The 21,110-nt window shown below is 60.2% G+C and carries 12 protein-coding genes; 1 reads left to right on the top strand and 11 read right to left on the bottom strand.

All coding sequences use genetic code 11. The annotated features are described in order from the left end of the window. Window positions 1-92 precede the first annotated feature (92 nt). Both ACFOTD_RS04210 and ACFOTD_RS04215 read right to left on the bottom strand, forming a co-directional pair. On the bottom strand, window positions 93-1,703 hold the full coding sequence (locus ACFOTD_RS04210; protein ID WP_378116490.1) for a response regulator: 1,611 nt from the start codon (window positions 1,701-1,703) through the stop codon (window positions 93-95). Between the two features lies 1 nt (window position 1,704). Further along, entirely contained in the window at window positions 1,705-3,522 is a 1,818-nt protein-coding gene (locus ACFOTD_RS04215) for a cache domain-containing sensor histidine kinase (protein ID WP_378116037.1), read from the bottom strand. Window positions 3,523-3,780: 258 nt separating this feature from the next. Between ACFOTD_RS04215 and ACFOTD_RS04220 the strand changes: the two genes are divergently transcribed. After that, the gene (locus ACFOTD_RS04220; protein ID WP_378116039.1) at window positions 3,781-5,424 is read left to right on the top strand and encodes an SGNH/GDSL hydrolase family protein; all 1,644 of its coding nucleotides are present in this window, start codon (window positions 3,781-3,783) and stop codon (window positions 5,422-5,424) included. Window positions 5,425-5,443: 19 nt separating this feature from the next. Here ACFOTD_RS04220 and ACFOTD_RS04225 read toward each other — a convergent pair whose 3' ends face one another. From ACFOTD_RS04225 to ACFOTD_RS04265, 9 genes are all read right to left on the bottom strand, one after another. Further along, a complete protein-coding gene (locus tag ACFOTD_RS04225; RefSeq protein ID WP_378116041.1) occupies window positions 5,444-7,474 on the bottom strand; it encodes a family 20 glycosylhydrolase in 2,031 nt (676 codons plus the stop codon). Between the two features lie 43 nt (window positions 7,475-7,517). Further along, on the bottom strand, window positions 7,518-8,477 hold the full coding sequence (locus ACFOTD_RS04230; RefSeq protein ID WP_378116043.1) for a DMT family transporter: 960 nt from the start codon (window positions 8,475-8,477) through the stop codon (window positions 7,518-7,520). A 148-nt stretch (window positions 8,478-8,625) separates the two neighbouring features. Then, window positions 8,626-9,492 carry a carbohydrate ABC transporter permease gene (locus tag ACFOTD_RS04235; RefSeq protein ID WP_378116045.1) on the bottom strand — a complete coding sequence of 289 codons (867 nt, stop codon included), beginning with the start codon at window positions 9,490-9,492 and terminating at the stop codon, window positions 8,626-8,628. Window positions 9,493-9,504: 12 nt separating this feature from the next. Next, window positions 9,505-10,413 (bottom strand): ABC transporter permease, encoded by a 909-nt coding sequence (locus ACFOTD_RS04240; protein ID WP_378116047.1) that lies wholly within the window; start codon window positions 10,411-10,413, stop codon window positions 9,505-9,507. Between the two features lie 77 nt (window positions 10,414-10,490). After that, window positions 10,491-12,080, bottom strand: a complete 1,590-nt coding sequence (locus ACFOTD_RS04245) for an extracellular solute-binding protein (RefSeq protein ID WP_378116049.1) — start codon at window positions 12,078-12,080, stop codon at window positions 10,491-10,493. A 701-nt stretch (window positions 12,081-12,781) separates the two neighbouring features. Then, window positions 12,782-14,989, bottom strand: coding sequence for a helix-turn-helix domain-containing protein (locus tag ACFOTD_RS04250; RefSeq protein ID WP_378116050.1), 2,208 nt, complete (start codon window positions 14,987-14,989; stop codon window positions 12,782-12,784). A gap of 33 nt (window positions 14,990-15,022) precedes the next feature. Beyond that, the gene (locus ACFOTD_RS04255; protein WP_378116052.1) at window positions 15,023-18,205 is read right to left on the bottom strand and encodes a glycosyl hydrolase; all 3,183 of its coding nucleotides are present in this window, start codon (window positions 18,203-18,205) and stop codon (window positions 15,023-15,025) included. 398 nt (window positions 18,206-18,603) lie between these two features. After that, on the bottom strand, window positions 18,604-19,995 hold the full coding sequence (locus ACFOTD_RS04260) for an extracellular solute-binding protein (protein WP_378116054.1): 1,392 nt from the start codon (window positions 19,993-19,995) through the stop codon (window positions 18,604-18,606). 113 nt (window positions 19,996-20,108) lie between these two features. Then, on the bottom strand, window positions 20,109-21,107 hold the full coding sequence (locus ACFOTD_RS04265) for a hydroxyacid dehydrogenase (protein ID WP_378116056.1): 999 nt from the start codon (window positions 21,105-21,107) through the stop codon (window positions 20,109-20,111). Between the last annotated feature and the right edge of the window lie 3 nt (window positions 21,108-21,110).

Genomic DNA, 21,110 nt, shown 5'->3' on the forward strand with positions numbered 1-21,110 from the left:
AAAATCCAACGGCGTTCGCATGAAACGCTTACTCCTCACCGAAAGCGCTGACAAAAAAAGCCCAGTCGCCTTAAAAAGGCGTCTGGACATTATCATCGCCGGCTCATATCCTGGTATTCGCCCGGCGTCATGCCGTAGGCGTTTTTGAACAACGTGCCGAAGTAGGACGTGTTCGGAATGCCGACGCGCTCGGCGACGGCGGATACGCGAAGTCCCGTCGTGCGCAGCAGCTCCTCGGCCCGGGCCAGCCGGTAATCCTGAATGTATTCGGTCGGCGTCTTCCCGGTCTTCTTCTTGAACGTCGCGCCGAGATGATTGGGCGAGACGAACACCTCCCCTGCAAGATAAGCGAGGCCCAGACTCGGGTTGCCGTACCGTTCCTCAATCAGGCGAACAACCCGTTCTACCATAGAATCGTCCTTGTTGCCGCGCTTATCGCGCATCATCCTGGCCATACGACGTACGGCGGTCTGCATGCGAATGCGAAGCTCGCCCTGCCCCTCGCTCGCGAGCAGCGCCTCAAGCTCGAACGCGTTATCGCCTTCCGCAGCCAGTCCGGCAGGCGCCGCAACCGACAGCATCCCTTCGACGAGTCCGCCGAGAAGGCTGACTACGTAGGCGCGGCTAGCGCCCGGGTAAGCGGCAATAAGCGCGAATAGCTGGTCCAGCGTCTCCTCGGCCGCCTGCTCGTCGCCGCTGCCAAGACTACTGCGTACCTGCTTCGCCAGCTCCTTGAAGCGGCGGTCCAACGTCTCCGCTTCCCTGGCGAAGCTCGCTCGCTCCTTCACTTCGTCGGCAGCTTCCGCCACCCCTGTCCGTCCGCTCCATACGGCGAAGCGAAGCGCCTTGACCGCCTCCCGGTACGTTTCGCGCGCGGACGGCAGCGTCTTCGCCGGGCCGCCGATCGCAACCGTCCATTCGCCGCCTGGCATCGGCGATTGTACGGAAGCCAGGCGATGAAGCAGCCGCGTCGCCAGCTCGGGCAAAGACTCGGCTTCCTCCGTCCGGATGCCGAACAGGAGCGCGGCGTCCAGAGCAGCGCCCTCTCCCGTCGTATATGCGATAACGGGGCGCTGAAGCGCCTGCGCAGCTTCCTCCTCGAAGAAGGCAGGAGCAGTCCGATCCACTGCCGCAGGCGCGCGAACGATCCAAATGCCGAATGCCTCCGGAGCCGGACCTTCGAACGCTACGGCAAGCGCCGCTACAAGGCCGGCGGCGTCTTCTGCCGCAAGTTCGCGATCGGCGACGAGCGCGGCCAACGACGTCCTAAGCGACGCCCGCCGGCCTTCTTCATGCGCCCGACGCCATTGTTCTTCGTCGCCGCGCCGCCGCGCGGCCTCCACGCAATCGGTCGCGATCCGCGCCAGCGTCGCGTGCAGCTCCTCCTCGTCGATCGGCTTGAGCAGGTAATCGACGGCGCCGAACCGGATCGCGTCGCGCGCATATTGGAAATCGTCGTAACCGGTCAGAACGACAAAACGCACGTCCGGCAGTTTCTCCCGGATCAGCTTCGCCATCTCGATGCCGCTGAGTCCTGGCATCGAAATGTCCGTAACGATAATGTCGGGTTCGATGCCGATCGCCTTCTCCAGGCCCTCAATGCCGTCGCAAGCGGTCTCGACGGAGCCGATGCCAAGCGCCGGCCAATCAAAAAGCTCCGCGAGCCCTTCCCGCTCCCAGCGCTCGTCCTCGACGATAAGCATCTTAAGCAATGTCCGTCCTCCTCCTTGCCGCAAAAGAAATCGTAACGACCGTCCCGATCCCGGGGCGGCTGAATAGCTCCAGCCGATGGCTATCGCCGTGCATCATGCGCAGGCGTCCCATAATATTGGCCAGCGCATATCCGCTGCCCTGCGAATCGACGGGCCGGCCTTCCTTTAATTCGCGCAAGCGCTCGCCGCTTATTCCGACGCCGTCGTCGGCGATCTGCAGCACGACCCGATCCTCCTCCAGCCTGGCCTTGACGATGATGGTGCCGTGCGCCCGCTTCGGCTCGATGCCGTGCACCAGCGCATTTTCGACGAGCGGCTGCAAAATGTTTTTGACCGTAATGAATTCCCTGACTTGCTCGTCCACCTCGTAAATGGCGTCGAAACGATCCTCGAAACGGAACTTTTGAATCGCCAGATAGGCTTTGACCATGTCGAGCTCGTTCCCGATCGGCGTTTCCGAGCTCCCCTTGTTCAGTACCAGCCGATAGAACTTCGCGAGAGAATCGGAGATGCGGACGACCTCCGGCGCCTTCGCCTTGCGTGCCACCCAGGAGATCGTCGCCAGTGTATTGTACAGGAAATGCGGGTTGATCTGGGACTCCAGCGCCTTCACTTCCGCTTCCTTCTCCAGCAGCTCGGCTTTATAAACGGTCTCTATGAGCCCGTGAATACGCTCGGTCATATGGTTGAAGCTCAGCGCCATTTGGGAAAATTCATCGTTCCATACGACGGGCACGGATACGTCCAGCGAGCCCTCCCGTACTTGCTTCATGGCCTTCAGCAGCACCTTCATGCGGGATAGCAGCTTCACCGTGACGTAGTAGACCAATAGGCTGAGCAGCAATAGCGCCAGAGCCAGGACGACGATGGTCGTCCGGATGGACTCGTTTACCTTCTCCAGCACATGTCCGAGGGGGAAAACGCCGACAACGCGCAGCCCCGGCCCAGGCAGCGGAACCGAAATGACGATGGCGCGCTTGCCCCCTACATTCCCGATCCGGTTAACGCTGCCTTCAAGCGGGAGACCGGTAACATTCAGCTTCTTCAATTCCTTTCCGTAGGCGCCAGGCACGTTTTCGGAAACGATCCGGTCGCTGCCGTCCGCGATGTATACGTCCCCGATTTCGGTCGATACCGAATCTTCCAGCGTTTTAAACAATTCTTTGGCCGTAATTTCAATTTCGACCATGCCGGCCACCTCGTAATTGCGGATGGAGTAAACCTTCCGGTTAAAAGACAGCACGTCCGCGGTCGCGGTCAGGTCGGGCCGGACCAGCAGCACCTTCTCCTTGTGCAGATCACGCCAAACCGAGCGCAGCGCATGGTTTTCCAGGATGGGCTGGTACTGCGGGTCGTTCCGAATCCGCTGCAGGCTATAGAAGCCGTCATAACCCCCGTACAGCTCCGGAATGGTCGGATTGCCCATATAGACATGGATCGAATGAATGTAAGGGTTCTGCCTCATGATATTGTCCAGAATCGGCGCGATATTGTCGCGGTAATCTTGAAGCTGAATGCTTTCGATCATGAAATCGCTGTCAAGAAAGGTTTGCATGCGCGAGTCGAACGCGATGATCTGGGATATATTCTCCGTCATCGCCACCTTCTCTTTAATGCTCTCCTTGGTCTGCAGCAGATTTTGCTCCAATACGGTTTGCGCCTGCTCGATAGCCGAATTCGCAGCCTGCCGGTACAACGTATAGCCCGTGACGGCCAACGATACCAATAAAATGGACACGTAAATGGCGACAAACTTGGAGATTACGCTACGGTTGTGAAAAAATGGCGTAAAGCGCTTCATGAAGTTCATCGCATCATCCCTGTCGCGTGATCGATCGGCCTCGCACTTACAGATAACATGCAGCCGCCCGGACCGGTACAAGCCGCTGTATCGCTAATATAAACGCTTTCAGTTTCCGGGACAATACATATAATAATAGGCCCTGCGTTTCCAGGGCCTTAAAGCTGCACAAAAATCAATACGCGATTGTACGATTATCTATATAGGTTCGGCCAAGCGCGTTCTACAATAGGGGCAAACCAACAGAGCTCGAAGGAGTGAATTCCCTTGAACGCGCAGGTCTCCGGCCTATCGGTCGTCTCTACCGCCCCCGTCTCGATGGCGGTTATCGTTCAACCCGGCTTTCTTACTATAGCGGACCGCGTCGTAGAGTTGCCCGGCGAGACCAAGCTGCAGATCCGGCCAGCCGGTCAAAGGCAGTACCTCGACCAAGTGTACGCGATTCGCGGGACAGGCACCGCCTCGCCATCCTGGTGGAACGGCGAGGACATTCGCGGCAGCGGCGGCGCCCCCTACCAGCGCATGGTACCGGGTACGCTGGCGGTGTATGCAAGCGACCGCGCGACCAAGTATGCGCCCGATGCCGACTATACGTACGATTATCATTGGGGCACGGTGAAGCGAATACCCGGCGGAAGGATCGCGGACGGCGAGACGCTCTCGCTCGATTATGCGGTGTGGCTCTGCCGGTACGATGCGGTCGTGCTCCGGGAAGACGGATCCTTGTCGGTAGTCGAGGGGGAGGTCGACGCGCCGGATTCCAGGGAGCTGCTGCTGCCCGAGCCGCCGCTTGTGAAGGAAGGCTTCGTGCTTGCCCATATTTTTACCGGTTGGGGACAATCCTGCGTGTACGGGGGCGAGAGCGCGCTCTCGAGCATGTCCACGTCTTCCCCGCCCGTCGCGCTCCGCGGCCGGTACGAAGATATGGTCAGACGCACCTATTACGTAGAGATTGAACCGAATTCCGGCGGAAGTCCCCTGATCCGCATGGGCGCCTCGGGCGAAGATTACGGCACCGGCCTGACGTTGACGCAGGAAACGCTGCGCTGGACGACGGCTCGTTCATTCGAGTGGGACGAAGAGCTGCCCCTCGTCATGGAGACGGCTTACGGTTTTGAAGTCGACTGGGGCCTCGGTCTCGCATTCCCGCTGCCTTCCTGGGATGATGTAGCCGTCCCCTTGCGCTTCACCATCGAAGCCATCCCGGAGATGATCTTGGACCGCAGGTCCGTGCTTGCCGGCGCCACGCCGGCGGCGTCGATCCCGCTGGAGCAGACGGGACATCTTGCAGGCTTCCGGCAATCCATGGCGGCAGGGCGTCCGCTCCGCATCGCTTTTTACGGCGAGAGCGCGACTCGCGCGGGCTTGTGGCCCTATCAGGTAATGGAAGGCCTTCGCGCGCGATACCCGGACGCCAAGCTGTTCAGCTCGAACGTCGCGGTCGGCGGAGAGCAATCGACGATGGGCATTCATCGGCTGGAAAAAGAGGTGCTCGCCGTCGCGCCGGATCTCGTCGTCCTCGAATATATGATCAACGACGCGTGCTCCGGACATTCCGAGGCGCATATCGAGCGGACGGTCAGAACGATCCTGGAGCGCATTCTCGAATACGGCGCGGCTTGCATGATCGTCATGGTGAACGGCGTCAATCCGCTCTTCACGAAGCACGGCGCGAAGCGCAATATCCGCCGGTTTTACGCCTTGTACCGGAGACTGGCGGCCGAATACGGCGTGGCTTTTGTCGGCGGGTTCGAATACTTCGACAGCCTGCACCGGTTCGGCAAATATTTCGTAACGGAGCTCAAGGGCAACATGGTCAATCACGCGTTCGGAAACGAAGATACCGGCTGGGGACCGTTCGACCGGACGCTGGGCGAGGCGATGCTGAACGCGCTGCTCGGACCTGAATGATACATTCATCGAGCCCGGTTCAGACGATGCCGCCTTCTCCGAGAATCCGCACCAACGGCTTGCGCGCCGTTCGTCCCGCCGTCCAGGCGGGAGACGGCGGCACTGGCCTGATTTCCTTGACGATTATGTTGGCGGCCGCCGGGTCGTCCACGGTCAGGCGAACGCGCGCAACGTTTTTGCGAGGGTGCGGATTTTTGAGCATCCAGCGGTAATACGTGCCTGAAGGCGTGTGGGTCGGACGTGTCGTATACGCGGCTTCGAGCAAAGAATCGTCGACCTTATAGGCGTCCTTCATGAGCGGCTCGTCGTCCGGCACCGCGCGTTCCCAGCTGCGGTCGAGTCCCGATAGGTTCGTCCCGTAGCAAATCGCAGCCTCCGCTTCGCTGCCGTCGTCGTAAACCAGCGTATAGGCGCCGATCCGGTACTCGTTTTCGTCAAGGAAGATACCGTCGAAAAAGCGACGGTACGGCCAAAAGTCGTCCGTGGCGTGCACGATCTCCACGTATACGGTACCCGCGCCGGCCTCCGCGTGCGCCGCAAGGCGCTTAAGCGACCGGTAGCGGTCGCGGTACAACGCCTCGAACGAAGCGTCGGCGATCGCCGCATATTCCCCTTCTTCGTAATCCGCCCGCCAGAACATAAAAGCCGAATAAGCCATCGAGAAAAGAATCCCGTTGCGCTGCAGATTGCCTTCAGCGGTCTCGCTCCAGTTCGAGAGAATGCCGCCCTGCGCGCCGGCGCCGAGACGCGCTTTCCAATTTAAAAAAGAAGGGCCGTCAAAGTTGCCGTAGACGAGCGGCAAGCCGCGGTCCAGGAACAGCCGGTCGTATGCCGCGTCGATCTGCCAGTACCAATGAAGCATCTGAATATCCTGCGGCACCAGATCGATCGCCTTGTACGTGGGCGGGATCGTCTCGCCGAACGGCTCGCCGGTCTCATGGCTGACCATCGGACGCTCCGCGCCGCCCCAGGGCTTGCCGCTTCCGTCCTTCGCGTCGATCAGCTTCTCGCACCAGATCATCGTCCGTACGCCTTTTTCCGCCAGATAGCCATGAATGCGCCGGAGGTCGTCCGCGTACAAAGCCTCGGCCGCCTTGCCCTTGCAGCGCTCGCAAAGCCCGATGCTGTAGTATTCGTCGTGCCCGACATGCACCGTCTTCGGCTCGAATACGTCCAGCACCTCGTCCAGCACGTCGAACAGGAGCGCGTACGAGCGCTCGTCGGACGGGCAGTACGTATCCGGATACGGATCGTTTTTCCGCTCGGCGATCTCCGGGTGGTTGATCAGCAAATAATCGCAGTGGCTGAGCGAGGGCACTTCGGGAATGACATCCATAAAGCGGGCTTTGCAATATTGCACGAGCTCGCGAACCTCGTCTTGCGTCAGGAAGCTTCCCCCGCCGTTCTCGACGTGCATCGAGTTTTTGTACCAGGGGAAGGTCTGCTCCTGGATGCGTATCGTCTTGCCGCTATATTCCCGCATCTCCGCGCAGTAGCGAACCCAGCCCTCGTTGATCTCGGGGTGGCGTTCGTATGCCATCGCGCCGCCCACCTCCAGCATGACCGTGTTGTACTGGAAGCGGCACAGCATATCGACGAAGCGTTTAAAAAAAGCGATGCCTTCGCGCGTCGGCAAATACAGCTTTACGCCGCGAACCGGGCAAGCGGGCCGATTGTAAACGAGACCGTGCCGGACGAAGCCGTCCTCCGCCATCCGAACCAGCGTCGCCGCGCCGTACAGCAGGCCGCGTCCGGAGGCGGAAAAAACGGTGATTTCGTCCTCCTCCGCCACGATCGCGTATGCCTCCGGATCATCCGACGCCGCCGCGCCGAATGCGGCTTGAATGCGCGCCGCGAGCGACGGCGGCCATTGCTCGAGAAAAGCGACCGACCGGTAAGCATCCGCCTCAGTCGTCGGGACGCGCGCTTCGGTCAGCAATGCGGTCACGGCTTCGTAGGCGCAATCCGTTTGCGTGCCAGTCGTAAGGTAAGCCCCTGTATCCGCCAGCGCTGCGCAAGCGGTCAAGTAATCCTGATCGCGAACTTGCATGGTCTTATCTTCCCCTCGTCTCCGTAGCGTTCCGTCAGTCTCTTCACAAAGGAGGACTCTCTCCGCGCTTATCGCCGGCTGCGGACCTTGCGCGTCTCCCTGTCCCGGCGTCTCGCTTGCGCGGAAGGCCTGTCAGACCCCGCAGCGCGACGACCAGCGTCGCCGATATAAGCAGCGTACCGCACAGCGCCATGCGAAGCGACGGCGGATTGCCTAGCAGGACGTAGTCTAGCAGCGCCGTCACCGCCGGCTCCAGGCAGAACAGGATCGATACCGTCACCGGCGGGAGCTTGCGTTGTCCGAACACCTGCAGCAGATTGGCCGCGAGCGAGACGAACAAAATCATAAAGAGAATGCCCGTCAGCGTGCCCGGCTGAGAAACCAGAAGCTTAAGCCCGAACCCCTCGGGGCGCAGGCAGGCATAGACGATGCCCGCGACGCTAAAGTACGCGGAACAGCCTACGATTCCGAGCATGGAAACTTGCACGACGGAAGCCCGGTCCCGAAGCAGGAGCCGGTTCGTCAGTACGATCGAATAGGCATAGCCGATCATGCCGAGCAGCGCAAGCCCGTCCCCCGGCTTCAAGCCGCCGTCCCGCGGATCGATCAGCAGCGCGATGGCGACGAGCGCGATGCCGATCGCCCATTTTTCGTGCCGCTCGGGACGCGCCTTGTCGTGAATCCAGCGCAGCAAGGGAACGACCGCGATGATAAAGCTGTTGATGACGACGACCCGCGTCGGCGTCGTATACTGCACGGCGAAGATCGAGAAGATGCCCAGCGTGAAGTTCGCGAGCCCAAGTCCAAACAGCCCGGCCCTCCATACCTTCGCCGGTATCGACCTCAGCGAGCGGTAAGACCAGGCGAGATAAATGAGCGACACCGCGGCATAACGCCAGAACTGAAAAAGCACATGCGGGTAGTCCGTCGTCGCTTCCTTCATGACGATGTAAGAAACGCCCCAGATGAATACCGCGCCGAGCACGACCGCATAGCCGACCAACGAGCACCCTCCTTGCTCTTCGTGAACCTTGCGAATCAATCTTTATTTTCCACCTTACCATAGGGAAGATTCGCTTGAATATGGGATGTCATGACGTTTTACTGAGATTAAATTGACTTTAAATGCGGCCGATGCGCGCTTCGCGCAGTCAGCCCTTCACCGAGCCGATGAGCACGCCGTTTACGAAGTGGCGCTGGATGAAAGGATAGACGACAAGAATCGGGAGCGTGCCGACGAGGATAAACGCGTACTTGAGCGACTCGAGCACGATGCCCTGCTGATCGCTGGCCGCGCTTGTGATCGCATCGCCGATCTGGCCGACCATGACGATATTGCGGATGACGAGCTGCAGCGGATACAGGCTCTCATCCCGTAAATAAAGCAGCGCGTAGAAAAAGTTGTTCCAGATGCCGACGGCATAAAACAGCCCGATCGTCATCAGCACCGGCTTGGACAGCGGAAGCACGATGCTGAAGAGCGTGCGCATGTCGGATAGACCGTCGATTTTGCCGGACTCCTCGATCTCCGCCGGCATGCCTTGGAAAAAGGTGCGCATCACGATCAGATTCCAGGTCGAGACGAGGCCGGGCAGCACCATCGCCCACACCGTATCCATCAGGTGGTAGCTGCGCACGACCAGGTACGTCGGGATCATCCCGCCGCTGAACAGCATCGTGAACACGATGAACAGCATGATCTGCTTGCCGAACGTCAGCGTCCGCTTCGAGAGCGAGTAAGCGCCCATGGACGTAAAAAAGAGCGACAGCGCGGTGCCGAGCACCACGTAAACGAGCGTATTTTTGTAGCCTACCAACAGACGATTGTCCCGGAACACCTCGCCGTAAACATCGAACTGCAGACCCCGCGGCCAAAAGCTGACCTCGTTGCGGACGACGTAATTTGCGGAGCTGAGCGACACGGACGCCATATGGACGAACGGGAACAAAGCCACTGCCGCGACAATGGACAAGATGAAGACGTTGACGATATCGAAGACGCCGATGCGTTTAGTCATGAGAGTCGCTCCTTACCATAGGCTGGTCTCCCCGAGCCGGCGGCTCACCTGGTTGGCGGAATAAACGAAGACCAGGCCGATGAGCCCCATGAACAGGTCGATCGCCGTCGCGTAGCTGAAGTTGCCTTGAATGATCCCCATGCGGTATACGTATGTCGCGATGATGTCGGACGTCTCGTACGTGGCCGGGTTGGAGAGCAGGTACACCTTATCGAATCCGAATTCGAGAACCTTGCCGATCTGCAATATAAACAGGATGACGATCGCCGGCGCGATGCCGGGCAGCGTCACGTGGAGCGTCTGCTTCCACCGGTTCGCCCCGTCGATGCGCGCCGCCTCGTACAGCTGCGGATCGATCGCGGTGAGCGCGGCCAGGTAGATGATCGAGCCCCAGCCGATCTCCTGCCAGATTTCCGAGCTGATATAGACCGTTCTGAACCAGGACGCTTGCTGCAAGAAGTTGACAGGCGAGAAACCGAAGCTCTGGATGACATGGTTGATCCAGCCGGTGCTCGGCGACAGCAGCATGATGATAATGCCCGAGGCGACGACGGCGGATAAAAAATGCGGCAGATAACTGACGGTCTGTACGAAGCGTTTGTAAGCCTTCCACCGCAGCTCGTTAAGGAGCAGCGCCAGGACGATCGGCGCGGGAAATCCGAATACGACTTTGTAAATGCCGAGCACGAACGTGTTTTTGATGATGTCGTAGGCATCGGGGTTCTGAAAGAACATTTTGTAATATTTCAGCCCGACCCAGTCGCTTTTCCATACGCCTGCGAACAAATTGTAGTCCTTGAAGGATACGACGATCCCGAACATGGGGACATACTTGAACAGCACGTAGTACAGCAACACGGGGGCGAGCAGCAGGAAGTAAGTCCGGTCTCGCTTCAGATTCCGGATCAGCGTCGGCTTCACGGCTTCATCCCCTTTCCGCGATATGGAGAGGGCCGTCGGTCGATGCTCCGACGACGGCCCCGCTCTTCGATTCGTGATTATTTCGACGCGTTCTGGCGATCGAGCGCGGTCTGATACGTTTGCAGCACCTTTTGCAGGCCGTACTTATCCAGCTCTTTGAGGAAATTGTCCCACTCGGTGAGCGGCGTCTCGCCCATGATGAACTTGCTGATGGACGTCGAGTAATATTTGTAGATCGCGTCGATCTGCGTAGAGATCGAATCCGTCTCTTCCTTGGACAGGATCGGCATGGTGCTGGCGACCGGGAACTGATACTTCGGCGACTCGACGTAAGCCTCCCGCTCGCTCTCCTTGATCAGGGACAACGGCGCTTCGAAGTCGAACCAGCCGTACGTGCCCGCCGACAGAATGCCGGATACGCGGCGCAGGTCGTTCGATTCCTTGTACACGTCGTTTAGCTTGCGCTTGCCGTCGACGACGGTGTACGTCTCGCCTTCCTTGCCCCAGCTTTGGATGTCTCGTCCCTTTTCCGAATAAATATAGTCCAGGTACCGGAGCGCGGCGTCGAGATTTTTCGTATTCGACGCGACGGAGAAGCCGTAATCCTCGTAACCGCCCTGAGGCAGGTAAGCCTTGTCGCCCGCGCCGAGCGGAGGCGCCATGAACTTCAGACGGCCATCGGTCAGCTGGTTGTTCATCGTCTCGATCTGGCCGATATACTGGACGCTGATGAACGACTTGTTCGTGGCCATGAACTGGGTCCAGGCCTTGTAATCCATAGACAGCCAGTCCGGCGGGAACAGCCCTTCTTCGTAGAACTTGTTCAGGTATTCGAGCATCGTCTTGTAGTTCGGGTTGAGCGGTCCGTACGTCATCTTGCCGGTCGCCGGATCCTTCTGATATTCCGGAAGAATGCCGAACGACGGGGCGAAGATTTGCAACGTGCCGAGGCCGTGCCTGAACACGAGCGGGTAGCTGTCCGGATACAGCTCTTTCAGCTTTTTGGACGTCGTATAGAGCTCATCCCAAGTCTTGGGCGGCGTCAGTCCGTTCTTGTCGAAGATATCTTCGCGGTAGAACCAGACCAGCTGGTTGCCGGCGCCGGCGCCGTCGTTGATGATATTCAATATTTTGCCGTCCGGCTGCGTCACCCGCATTTTAATGACAGGGTGACTGTCCAGATAGGTTTTGACGTTCGGCATTTTGTCCATATGCTTCGACAGGTCGAGGAAGGCGCCCTGCGATCCGAACTTCTGGACGTCTGCCGGAAATACGGACATCACGTCCGCCATGTCGCCGGACGATACGGCGAGCGCAAGCGCTTCCGAAGGCGAGGTCGTCGTAGCCGTCTTCTGCTCGACGGTGATGTTCGTTTCCTCCTTCACCCATTTCCACACGCCCCAGTCCGCCTGAGGCGGCCATGCGGTCGAATATTCGGTGAAGATCGAGATCTGGGCCGGATCCGGCAGCGCCGCGCTTGGCGAGGCGGAAGCACTGCCGCTGGCCGCGGCGCTTGCGGAGGCGCTGGCGCTTGGAGATGCCGCCGGCGAACTCGACGCGCCTGCTTGATTATTGTCGTTGCCGCTGCAGCCTGCCAGCATGGCCGTGGTCAACGCGGAGGCGATCAGCGCGCCGGCGGCGCTTCTGCCCGTCGTTTTCTTTTTCATAGGAAACCCCTTCCGAATGGTTTGGCTAAGCCGATGAAGCCGGCTGCGCTTGCAAAGGCGATGGTTCGGCATGTTTGCTTTTTTCGTCGCCGCCTTTTGCAACCTCATCGTAAACAGCGACCATCCGGTCCGTAAATGACCGGAATGCGGTCCTTTTGCAGCTTTTTTCGGATAGTCGAAAAAAAGCCCACATTTCTAAACATCAGCCCAGGGGTTACCCGATACAGCGAACTTCGTCCGCCACACCTGCGGACACCGGATCGTACCGCTTCCGAACATAGCCTCCTACCTCAACCGGACACAGAATCCGTTATCCACTCCGTACCTGGCCATCCACGGCATGTTTGGGACACAGCGTCCGCTATTTCGTCATAATCGAGGCTGCAGCGGCTGGATTTACCGGAATAACGGACGCTCGGTCCGCAGAGGAACGAAAATCGCACAATCGGCGGAAATAGCGGCTGCTGAGTCCGATTCGATAATGCGCGCACAATTGGCGGAAATAACGGCTGCCGAGTCCGATTCGACTGCGCCCGCCTCGGATCCGATCACTCCAGGCTTCGCCTGCCACTACGCACGCACCCGCTTTTTCCGAATTCACCCTTTCGCAATCGAAGCACCGGTGTACGCGGCAGCGCTCACCCCTCCGCCACGCAACCTTCCGCGCTCGCCCCTCGCCCGCCTTGCCCGCCCTCCGCCCCTCAACCTTCCGCGCCAGGCTTTCTGCGGAATTCGCTCGGGGTGAGGCCCATGTACTTTTTGAACATGCGATTGAAGGAGGTGATATTGCGGTAGCCGACGGCCTCGGCCACGTCCTGCACCTTGTATTTGCTGTCCGCCAAGAGGCTCGCCGACTTCATGATCCGGGTTTCGTTAATGAAGTCTACGATGTTCATCCCGGTCTTTTCTTTGAAGTAAGAGGACAGGTACCCGCCGCTCAGATTGAGCCGGTCGGCCAGCGTGTCCAGATAAATTTCTTCCGACAGATGCTGATTGACGTATTCGACGACAAACGTCGTGATCGGATCGCGAAGCTGCTTTTTCTCCCGGAACGCCTCGGCGGCCAGCGCCGTCTTGGTCGTCAGCAGTTCCTCCAGCTCGGACACGGTGATGCAGCGACGCAGCCGGCGGTCGATGTCCGGGAAAATCTCCTGCAGCCGGTCCGGCGCGATGACGAGCGGGCTTGCCTCGCTCTTGATCTTGCCGATCAGCCCCTCTCCGAACGCCAGCCAGGCCGCCGCAGTCGCTTCTTTCCCCTGCCATTTGGCGAAAACGCGCTTGATCAGGTTCGTCAGCTGCGCCTCGTTGCCTTCGCGCAGGTTCGATTGGAATTCCTTCCATTGATCCGGCGCAAATCCGATCGTTTCCGCAGCCGCCGTATGCGCGGTCACGATCTGCATCCGGTCGGCCAGCTTGCGTTCGAGCACGAGATCCTGCCCCTCCCGGTAAGCGGCGCCGATCCGGCCGGCGTTGCCGTATACGGAGGAAACGGCGACCGTCACCGTTCCGAACGCCCGATCCTGCTCGAACAGCGGCTCCATCTGCTTCAAACGAATGATGATTTCCTCGCGCTGATTCGTGTAGACGAGACTTAAGATTTGATGGGTTTCAATGTGAAAAGTCATCGATTCGGGGAAGGCCCGGCCCAGCCGGTTTTCCATATGTACCTTCATATAACTGAGCCATGTCCGGAAGTACTCCTGCTCGTCGTCTTCCTCCCGCCTGCTCATCGCGTGGAACAGCACGATGACAAACGGCTCGTCCTTGAAGGCCGCGGGCGGCGGAGCGCCGTGGCTGGGGATCGCCTTGAGCTGCTGCAGGAATGCGAGCTGCTTGTGCATTTTTTCCTTGTCCTGCAGCTGGTGGCGAATAATATTGAACTCGCGGATCGAAGACCGGAACGATGCGTTGCCGGCTTCGCCGCGGATGGCGCCGATCACTTTCTGGAGAGGATTATTGATGCCCGCAGCAAACAGCCAGGAGATGACGATGCCGGCCGCGATCGACAAGCCTGTCGCCACGATAAGCGTAATGTTCATGCGAGTCTGCGAGGCGATCCGCTCGACAGGCACGCGCTGAACGTAGGTGAAGCCGGTCTGGGCGCCTTTCGACTGAAAATAGTATTTGCCGTCCGCGACGTACTCGCCGCCGGCCTGGCGCAGCGCCGCAGGGTCGATCTCCGGCGTTTGCCCGAAGCTCCGATAAATCCCGCGGCCCGTATCGTCGATAACCATAAAGTCGTCGCCCGCGGCCTGATGAAGGGCTTGATACATTTTCCGGGCGTCCAGAAAGACGATCATCAGAAAGTCGTGGCTGCTCCTGGTCTTGAAAACGATCGGAACGAGCTCTCCGACGGTCGTGGTCGTGTCGCGATACATATGATTGCGGAAAACGGCGGCGGGCAGCACGCGAGCGCTGTAATCCTCGTCGAACTGTTGCTCCCAGAACGCCGCATCGTACGCCTCGCTCTCGTAAAAGACGTTAAACATGGACTCCGCCGGCGCGCTCGTGCCCTTTTCGACGATCAGATCTTTGGAACGGTTGTAAAAAACGATATTGTTCATATACATCTGCAAGTCCGAGGTCCATCCGTTAATCTCCTGCTGCAGAAGCGGAATCTCCCGGTAGTTAGGGGCCGTGCGCAGGTTCTGGGCCTTCTCGCTGAGCAGGAAAACGAGCATCTGGCGCTTGACCATGTCCAGATGCTTCTCGTAGCTTTCCGTCGTATGCTGGAGCATCAGCGTATTATATTTGACGATCTCCTCGCGGACGTTTTTTTTGGATTCGGCGTAAAAATAAAGCACGAGAGAGCTCATCAGCAGGATGATGCAGAGGAAGCCCGAGAGCAGCCGCAAAAACAACGAGGTGGACCCGTCTTTGAACAGAGGGATCGGATTGAATTTTCTCATGCGACTTCCTCCCTTTTTCCTCTGATCGTACCATTAAATGTATGATTGAGGGATAACAAATAGCTTGACCGGTCCCATGATTCCGTAGGGCAGCAGCCGATATTCCGGCGTATAATCGTCACCCGCAGGACGGAACGACCACCAGTCGGTCCACGCGGCGCCTGACTTGGCCTCGTGCAGCGGACCGAGCAAATTGCGGGGGCTGCCCGCAATCTCGATCTCAAGCCGATTCATGCCGTCCGACAGCCACTCGGTCAGCTCTACCGTGCCTGCGGAACGCCATGGGATCGCTTGCTCGCGACGACCGTTAATCGTCAGCTTCGCCGTTACCGCTTCGTACGTCCCCATCACCATGAAGACACGATCGTCCTGACGCTCGTCGCCCCTGAACTCAAAACGATAAACCATGCTTCCGCAATAGTGCGGGTAGCCCTGCCGGCACCAATCCCCGAGGGTCAAGCGCTCTGGCTCGCGGATCAGGCTGCGGTCAGAATCGAGCGCGAAGCTGCCTATGAGAAATGCGTCCTCCAGCTCCATATCGTGCGCGTAGGCGCAATAAACGTCCAGCGTATTCTCGCCTGGCGCAAGGGTCGGCAGCTTGATCGTATCCAGGCATCGGTCCAGATACCAGCCGTCAGGCGAACGCTCGACAGCGCTGCCGTTCAACGCAAACCGGAACCGCTCCGCCTGCTCGAAAGCCAAACCGACTTCTCCCTCGGGGATATCGCGAACGCGAAAAGTAAAGCGGAATTCCGCCCCGGTCCCGTCGAGAGGATGCGGCTCGCCGATCCAAAAATAGCGCTGACGCGTGCCGTTGGCGTAAACCTGCCGCATGCCCAATCGTTCGCGCAGCGCCCGCTGCGCCTGCCATACGTCCATCTCCTCCGACCACGCTTCGTCCCGAAGGCGATATCGGCAGCGGTCGAGGACAAGCGCATTGGGTGCGGTACGGGAAAAGGCGACCGGGGTATCAAGGACCGACCAAGGCTCGGAAAACGGTATAGGGCGCGCAAGCTCAACGGTCCGGAGCGTGCCGGCGGTCCGAGCTCCCTCGGCAGCAGCGCCTTGCGCCGCTTCTCCGGCGCGCAGCACGTAAAGTCCGGAATCCGCCGGACCGAACCGCTCCTCGAACACAGTAAAGCCCTCGTCTTGCCAGGACGCGACGGGCGTCGCATCGCCGGACAGCGGATCCCACCGCTCGACCGTCCCCGACCCTTCGATCCGGACCTGAACCTCGCAGCCCGCTTCCCGGTCGTTATTCGCCGCGAATACGACGATGCCGTCCGGCAGCTCCCTGCGCATGCAGAGAAGCTTGCGCTGCTCGGCGCCGTCCCGGCCGCGCAGGCTGACAGGCCGCGCGAACATGCCGGCCAGCGCTTCCGGCAGCTCGTGCATATCGCCCAGCCGCTTGAACCGGGGATGCCCGATCAAAGCGGACAGCTCCGCAGCCGCTTCCCTGCCATCCAGCAGCTCCGGCCCGTCCCCGATCGACAGCACGATACCTCCCGCGTCCATAAAGGCGTGCAGCAGCTCCATCGTCGCGCGCGCCAGATTGCAAAGATCAGGCAGCACCGCGACGCGGTAGCAGGCTTGCCCGATCCTAAGCCGATCTCCCTCTACGGCGCCGATCTCGCGCAGGATCGTCTCGTCGCCCAGGTCAAAGTCGTAGTGTTCGCCGAGCAGCAGATCTACCAGCCGGCTGAACGCTTTGTCATAAGCGACGAGCGCATCCGTAATTCCCGCCCGATTGCGCCACGGTCCCGCTTGCACGTCCCGGCCGAGTTTCGTCCATACTGAAGACGCCGGGTGAATGACCAGGACGTCTCTTCGAACCTTGCCTTCGCTTAGCACCGCGCCAAGACGCGCGAAGTAGTCCTCGATGGTCCGATTGTGCGGCCACCAGTTGACGTTGTAGTTAAACGACGGCGGATAATCCCGCTTGCGGCAGCCGCGTAGCGTATAAAGCGCGAGATGGTGCGTCAGCACGTTGACGCCGAGCGCGAGCTGCCAGTCGCCGATCCACTTGCGGCTCTCGAAAGTAAGCCCCCACCCGGTTACGCCGTACGTTTCCGTGATGACCTTTTTTCTGCCGTACTGGTTCGCGACGCTCGATACCTGCTTTACCGTCAGACTCTCGTCGGTCTGCTCGCACAACGTGTCGATGCCGGGCACGTCCAGATACCGGTAATGCGCCATGACGGCACCGCCATGAAGCGTGGCCCCGATCAAGCTGCCTTCCTCGCAGTAGTGTCCGGCAAGATCGATGCCGTTCGCCCGGCACCAATCCGCCAGCTGCCGCGTATAGGCGCTGGTGAATTGCTCCGTCACCGTCGACCAATAGTCGTGCCGGATCCGAGCCGCTTGCGGTCCGCGAAAGAAAAAGTATGGCAGCAGCTCCCAGATCTCGTAGCCGTGACGCAAGAAGAACGCTTCCGGCAGCACATCCGACCAGGCGATCCAGGTCATGTCCGGCCGGTTCAAGCCTTCCTGGAAGCCGCGGATCGAAGGCTCGTCGGTAAAGATGGCGGGAATGGTGCGTCCGAACGACGCGCCGACCGCGGCCTTGTACCTCTCGTGCGTCGTCTCGATGAACAGCTTCGCCGCTTCGGGATTCAGCGCGTCCGGATAAGTGTCGCCGTGGCACCATTCGTTCGGCGCCGCGACATGGCGCCGGAGAACGAGATAAACTTCGTCCTCCGCAAGCTTGCGAACTACAGCATCCGCGCACGACTCCGGATCCCTGATTCTCGCACAGCTGCGAAGCGCGTCGCCGTCGATGACCGCGACGTACGCAGCTTGAATCGAATCGTCCGCTTCCAGCGTCCGCTCCACGGTGAGAGACAGCGCCTTCGCGCGGACGGCGCCGCCGCCGATCCGCCCCACCTGGCCGCCGCCCATGCCCGAGGAATACCTGTCTTCGTCGTACAGCCAGGCATGCATCCCTTCCGCCTTGGCCTTAGCCACCGTCTCTCGAATGCGGTCCATGAAGGCTTGCCCAAGATAAGGCGTCTCGAGTCCCTCGCGTACATGCATCATGAAGCCGCCCATGCCCTGCGCCTTGAAGCCTTCGATCTGCTTGTTCAGCTCGGCCTGCTCAAGCGTTCCGTTCCAGGACCAGAACGGCACCGGCCGGTGCTCCATCGGAGGGTCCGCCCACTTGTCGCGCAGCCGCTCGATGCCGGCCGGGAGCTGCCCGGAATCTAGTCTTTTTTTCATCTTTTCGAACGGTCCCCTTTTTTTGCTTCCTAAGATACCTACATCATATAAGGATGGCCGGCCGCGGGAAATCAGCGGTATTCCACATGTTGCAACTTCTTTCGGGTTCCTCGAAAAAAGATCAGAATCTATAAAAAAGCCCAGGATTGCGGCATGGTCTGATCTGATCTGGTCTGGTCTGGTCTGGTCTGGTCTGGTCTGGTCTGGTCTGGTCTGGTCTGGTCTGGTCTGATCTGATCTGGTCTGGTCTGGTCTGGTCGTGCTTCCGACGGGCGATACCAGGCTAAAGGCCGGAACATCTCTTGAAAAACGAAATAGAGACGAGACAGCGCGTTCCTGTCCCGTCCCTATCTTCGTCAAACCGTCATCGCATCAGGCCGCGTAAGCCATGCGCATCTTCACAAAGACGCGGCAAGCGCCTCGATGCGCTCGCAAAAAGCTTCCTCCGTCTGAAGCCCGGACAAATACAGCATGACCTCGGGCAGGAACCAGCGCCACTCCCTCTCCAGCAGGCCAAGCGCATCGCCGAACCGGTACGACGGTATGATCTCGCGGTACATGCCGAACCTGGAGGGCCGGGCAGCCCCTTCGGCGCCGTCTCCGCTGCCGGACTCGTCGACGCCTCCGCGCAATGCGGGCAGGCTGAGCGTATCGCGGCGAATGGCCGCCTGCGCGGCCGGGCCCGTCAAGTACTCCGCGAGCAGTCTGGCTTCCGCCGCGCGGGGGGAATGCCCGTTCACGGCGAGGCCGATCGCGATGATCAGGGTGACCGGATCCGCCAGCCGCGGAAGCGGCGCGATATCGTAAGCGATGCCGGCTTGCCGGAGCGCATTCAAGCCGTAATAGGTCGTCAGCATCATCGACAGCTTGCCTTGCGCGAACAGCTCCTCGACGCGAAAACCGGCATCGCGTTCGGACATGAGCGGCGCCATCCGGTCCATGACGATTTCCTTGTAGCGCCTGACGCCCGCAAGCATCCGCGTACCGCGCATGCGAAGCAGGCCGGCGGCATCCCGCTCCGCCTTGGCCCCGCTTTGCAGCAAAAATACGGCGATCCGGTTGCGCTGGGTGGCCGAAAAATGAAAGCCCGCCCGCTCCTGGGGCACCGTGAGCCGGTCCGCCGCGCCAAGCAGCTCGTCCCAGCCCCAGCCGCTGTCCGGCTCCCACAGCTCGCGCTCGCGGAAGTGCTCCCGGTTGTAGCACAGAATCGTAGGACTAAACGTAAAGGGTCTCGCAAGCAGCGCGTCCCCGATCGTCATCGCGTCGGTCAAAAACGGATAACACTCCGGGTCTCCTTCAAGCGGCAGCAGCCCGTTCGCGACACCCGTTTCTCCGAAGGCGCGAAGCTCGGCATCGTTGAGCGTCATGACGTCGATCAGCCCGTGTGACAAATAAGGCTGCAGCACTTCCGGATCGTGGCCAGGCAGCGTGACGTCCTGCACCCGGATATGCGGGTACAAGGCCTCGAAGCCTGCCAGCAGCGCCTTCAGCTCCGTCTCCTGGAGCGTCGAACCGTGATGGCCGAGCTTCACGATGATGCGCTCCGGCTCGCTGCGCTGCGAGACGACGCTGCCGATCCGCGGCTTCTTCTCGATGAGACCTTCCGCCGCCAGCTCGGCCAGCACGTCCCTTACGATTTTATTGCTAAGCGCAAACTGGTCCGACAGATCCTTCTCCGAGGGCAGGAACTCCCCGGGCTTGCGAACGCCGTCGAGGATGTCCTGCCTCAGGCGGCTCAGCATCTCTTCCTGGCGGATCCGGAACGTTTTGCGGCTTTGCTTTGTTTTCATAACGATCTCCCTGCCGCCTCTGCGAAATAAAAAGGATTCGCGTACCCGCGGACGAGTCGGAATCCGATGTTCTTCTTATCTTAGTTGCGCGCTTCGCGCAGTGTCAATACGGACTAGGCCAACCTGAACAGCTGGGATACGTCGACTTCTCCCTGGAGCGGCTTGCCGGCCGCATACCGCTCGACCTCGCTGGCGATATAGGCGCCGATCCGGCGCAGGCCGTTGTTCTCGGCGCCCGCGATATGCGGAAGCAGCGTGACATTGGGCAGCGAACGGAACGGATGATCGGCCGCAGGCGGCTCGGGGTCCGTGACGTCGAGGCATGCCCATAACCTTCCTTTGCGAAGCTCAGCGGCCAGCGCTTCCTCGTCGATGAGCGAGCCGCGGGCCGTGTTGATGAGGATCGCGTCCTCCTTCATCAGACCGAGCGTGCGCGCGTTCATCATGCGATCCGTCTGTGGAATCGACGGCGCATGGATCGAGACGACGTCAGCGCCGGTCAGCAGCGCGTCCAGCTCGACCTTTTCGGCGCCCAGACCGGCGATCTCGGCTTCGCTCACGAAGGGATCGTACACGAGCACCCGAACCTCGAACGCCTGCAGCAGCTTGATCAGATGGCGGCCGGACAAGCCCGCGCCGATGACGCCGACGGTGACCTCGTACAGCTCGCGCACGCGCTCCCTCTGCTTGTCCCATTCGCCTTCGCGCGTGTTGCGCGCCAGCTGCCACATATTTTTCAGCGACACGATGGCAAGACCAAGCGCCGTCTCCGCCACGCCGCGCGCCAGCGCTTCGTTCGCCGTGCCGACCCGGATGCCGCGTTCGTGCAGCTCCGTACTCAGGATCGGCTTGACCGTGCCGGCCGCATGCAGGGCGATGCCGAGCTTCGGAGCGCGTTCGAGCACCTGCGCGTCAAGCGGCGGGCAGCCCCATGACGTGATAACGATGTCCGCGCCTTCGGCGAGCGCCGCCGCCCGCTCCGGCGTCGGATTGCCTACGGCGTCGTTGACGACCAGCTCTCCGAACTGCCGGATTCGCGCCAGGTGCGCTTCGGAGAAGATGCGGTCCGTAAAATGACGGCTTTGCAGCATTACGATTTTCAGCGGATTCATCGT

The organism is Cohnella sp. GCM10012308 (genome assembly GCF_042649185.1).
GTDB lineage: Bacteria > Bacillota > Bacilli > Paenibacillales > Paenibacillaceae > Cohnella.

Bases quoted from the DNA above. Each gene is read 5' to 3' on its own strand.
- ACFOTD_RS04210 (WP_378116490.1), bottom strand. From the start codon at position 1,703: ATGCTTATCGTCGAGGACGAGCGCTGGGAGCGGGAAGGGCTCGCGGAG.
- ACFOTD_RS04215 (WP_378116037.1), bottom strand. From the start codon at position 3,522: ATGAACTTCATGAAGCGCTTTACGCCATTTTTTCACAACCGTAGCGTA.
- ACFOTD_RS04225 (WP_378116041.1), bottom strand. From the start codon at position 7,474: ATGCAAGTTCGCGATCAGGATTACTTGACCGCTTGCGCAGCGCTGGCG.
- ACFOTD_RS04235 (WP_378116045.1), bottom strand. From the start codon at position 9,492: ATGACTAAACGCATCGGCGTCTTCGATATCGTCAACGTCTTCATCTTG.
- ACFOTD_RS04245 (WP_378116049.1), bottom strand. From the start codon at position 12,080: ATGAAAAAGAAAACGACGGGCAGAAGCGCCGCCGGCGCGCTGATCGCC.
- ACFOTD_RS04250 (WP_378116050.1), bottom strand. From the start codon at position 14,989: ATGAGAAAATTCAATCCGATCCCTCTGTTCAAAGACGGGTCCACCTCG.
- ACFOTD_RS04255 (WP_378116052.1), bottom strand. From the start codon at position 18,205: ATGAAAAAAAGACTAGATTCCGGGCAGCTCCCGGCCGGCATCGAGCGG.
- ACFOTD_RS04260 (WP_378116054.1), bottom strand. From the start codon at position 19,995: ATGAAAACAAAGCAAAGCCGCAAAACGTTCCGGATCCGCCAGGAAGAG.
- ACFOTD_RS04265 (WP_378116056.1), bottom strand. From the start codon at position 21,107: ATGAATCCGCTGAAAATCGTAATGCTGCAAAGCCGTCATTTTACGGAC.